This window comes from Streptomyces sp. SBT349 (assembly GCF_001083795.1).
Lineage (GTDB): Bacteria > Actinomycetota > Actinomycetes > Streptomycetales > Streptomycetaceae > Streptomyces.
Genome location: NZ_LAVK01000567.1, coordinates 1 through 2,800 on the forward strand (window position 1 = coordinate 1; position 2,800 = coordinate 2,800).

Sequence of the window (2,800 nt, forward strand, 5' to 3'; positions counted from 1 at the left end):
TGGCCTAGGTGGCCGGGGCTTGCCCGGGTGTCTGTTTCGTGCGGATGCACGAGGGAGGCACCTACGGGGGGAGGGTTCGTGGGTCGGGGCCGTCCCGGTGACCGGCAGGGTTGTGGGGTGGAAGAGGTGGGTGTCCGGACGGGCGCAGCGGATGACTCTGGTCTTGGGTCGGTCTGCTTGTGGTCGGCTGGGGTGGCGCGCACCCTTCGGGCCTGCTCTGGCCGCACGTATTCGTCGTCGTCCGCGCGCCGCCTGGGCTTATGTAGCGGGCCGGTGGGTTCGTTGCCCTATCGGGCATCGGAGGGCGGGGACTCTTTTGAAACGGCGCACGATCTGTTTTCAACACTCTGTTTAAAACGGAGTGTTTCGCGTTTCAAAAGAGTCCCCACCTCCAGATGCCCGAAAGGGCAGACGACCGCGCACCGCCACCACGGCCCGGTTGGGCAACGACCCCCACCGGCCCGGCCGATGACCAACAAGGGCACACAGAGGCGGCAGCAGCTGCGCGCCACCCCAGCCACAGCGAACAGACCGACCCGAGACGAACGTCATCCGCTGCGCCCGTTCGGACACCCACCTCATCCACCCGACAAGCCGGCCGGTCACCGGGACGGCGAACACCCACGAACCCTCCCCCCGTAGGTGCCTCTTTTCGTGCATCCGCACGAAACAGACACCCGGGCAAGCGCCGGCCACCTAGGCCAAGCGTCGAAGCCGCAACCCCAGCCACCCACCCACCTACACATGGAACGGAACGGTCGTGACCACGATCTTCGGGAGCGAGCGGAGGGAGCGGCGGAGGCGGGCGGCGATGCGGCTGTGGAGGAAGCGGTACCGGCGCTGCCGGGGGACGACCTCGGGGAGGATCACGGTCATCGTCAGGTCGGGGCGCTGGCAGTGCAGCGCCTCCACATACGCGACCAGCGGCGCCACGATCGCCCGGTAGGGGGTGACCACGACCTCCAGGGGCAGGTGGTCGCCCCACTGGGACCAGTAGTCGCGGAAGCGCTCCGCCTCCTCGTCGCTCGGGCTCACATGGAGCGCGAGGACCGGCTGCCTGAGCGAGGCCGCGTAGGCCAGCGCGCGCATCCCGGCGAGGTCGAGCACCGCGACCGGCACGACCGACAGGTGGTGGATCTGCTCGGGACACTCCTCGGTCTCGGCCTCCGTCCCGGCGGCATCCCCCTCCCCGCCCCCGTTCCCGGCGGCCCGAGCGGCCGGGGCGGGGACGCCGTGGGTGGGGAGTTCGATGGCGTGCGGGTGCAGCCGCAGGGCCCTGCCGACGGCGTCGTAGTGGCGCCTGATGTGGAGGGTCACCAGCAGGAACCCGCCGATGGCGAGGACCGCGACCCAGGCTCCCTCGGCGAACTTGGTGAGGGCCGCGGAGACGAAGACGAGGCCGGAGAGCACGGCGCCGACGGCGTTGAAGACCAGGCTCTTGCGCCAGTGCCGGTCGCGTGCGCGCCGCCAGTGGATCACCATCCCGGCCTGCGAGAGCGTGAACGCGAGGAAGACCCCGACGGCGTACAGCGGGATCAGGGCGGTGGTCCTGCCGCCGAAGGCGACGAAGATCAGCAGCGCCGCGGCCGTGAGCAGGATGATCCCGTTGCTGAACGCGAGGCGGTCGCCGAGTCTGAGGAAGGTCCGCGGCGCGTACCAGTCGCGGGCCAGCAGGAACAGGACGCGGGGGAAGTCGTTGTAGGCGGTGTTCGCCGCCAGCAGCAGCACCCCGGCCGTGGCCAGCTGCACGAAGACGTACATCGCCCCGGAACCGAACGTGTGGTGGGCGACCAGGGACAGCAGGGGCTCGTGGTGGCTCGGCGTGACGCCGGTGAGGTGGACCAGGATGACGATCCCGGCGAACAGCGTGATGAGCAGGCCGATCATCCAGGTCAGCGTGGTGCGGGCGTTGCGCCACTCGACCGGCTTGAACGCGGGCACCGCGTTGGAGATCGCCTCGATGCCGGTCATCGCCGTCGATCCGGAGGCGAAGGCCCGCATCACCAGGAGCAGGCCGAGGCCCTCCGTCGCGCCCGGGTGGGGGGTGACCGGGTGGAAGCCGCGCCCGGCCGCGTCGAACAGGCCCGCGACGATCAGCGCGACCATGGCGACGATGAACGCGTAGGTCGGCACGGCGAACACCTTGCCCGCCTGCCGGACGCCGCGCAGGTTCCCCGCCAGCAGCAGCAGGATCACGCAGACGCCGAGCGGGACGGGGTCGCGGGCCGGCGAGGGGAAGATGGCGCCGATCGCCGCGACCCCGGAGGCGATCGACACGGAGACGGTGAGGATGTAGTCGATCATCAGGCCGCCGGCGGCCAGCAGGCCCGGCACGCGTCCCAGGTTGCTGCTGGCCACGAGGTAGGAGCCGCCGCCGTGCGGGTAGGCGCGGATCGTCTGCCGGTAGGAGATCCCGACGGCCACCATGAGGCAGACGATGGCCCCGGCGAGCGGCAGGGCGTAGTCGAGTCCCGCCGTGCCGGCGAGGACCAGGACGGCGAGCAGCGCCTCGGGGCCGTAGGCGACCGAGGAGAGGGCGTCGGCGGACAGCACGGGCAACGCGACGCGCTTGCTCATCCGTTCGCGGGCGATCGCGCTGCTGCGCAGCGGGGCGCCGAGCACCACCCGCCGCGCCCGGTGGGCGGCCCGCGCCCGGCGGGTGGGCGGGGGGCCGCCCCGTTCGCCGAACTCGATGGCGGGCGGCTGCCCGCCGAGGGCGGGGATGCTCACCACCCGGCTGAAGTGGGTCGGCGCGACCTCGCCCGGCGAGGGGAGGCTGCCGACGTCGGGGGTCACGGGA

General features: G+C 71.7%; 1 protein-coding gene. It reads right to left on the reverse strand.

What is annotated here, in order from left to right; genetic code table 11:
* Positions 1-738: 738 nt before the first annotated feature.
* Positions 739-2,800 (reverse strand): APC family permease (locus tag ADY01_RS34645; protein WP_049580762.1); only part of this gene is annotated, 2,062 nt, incomplete at its 5' end.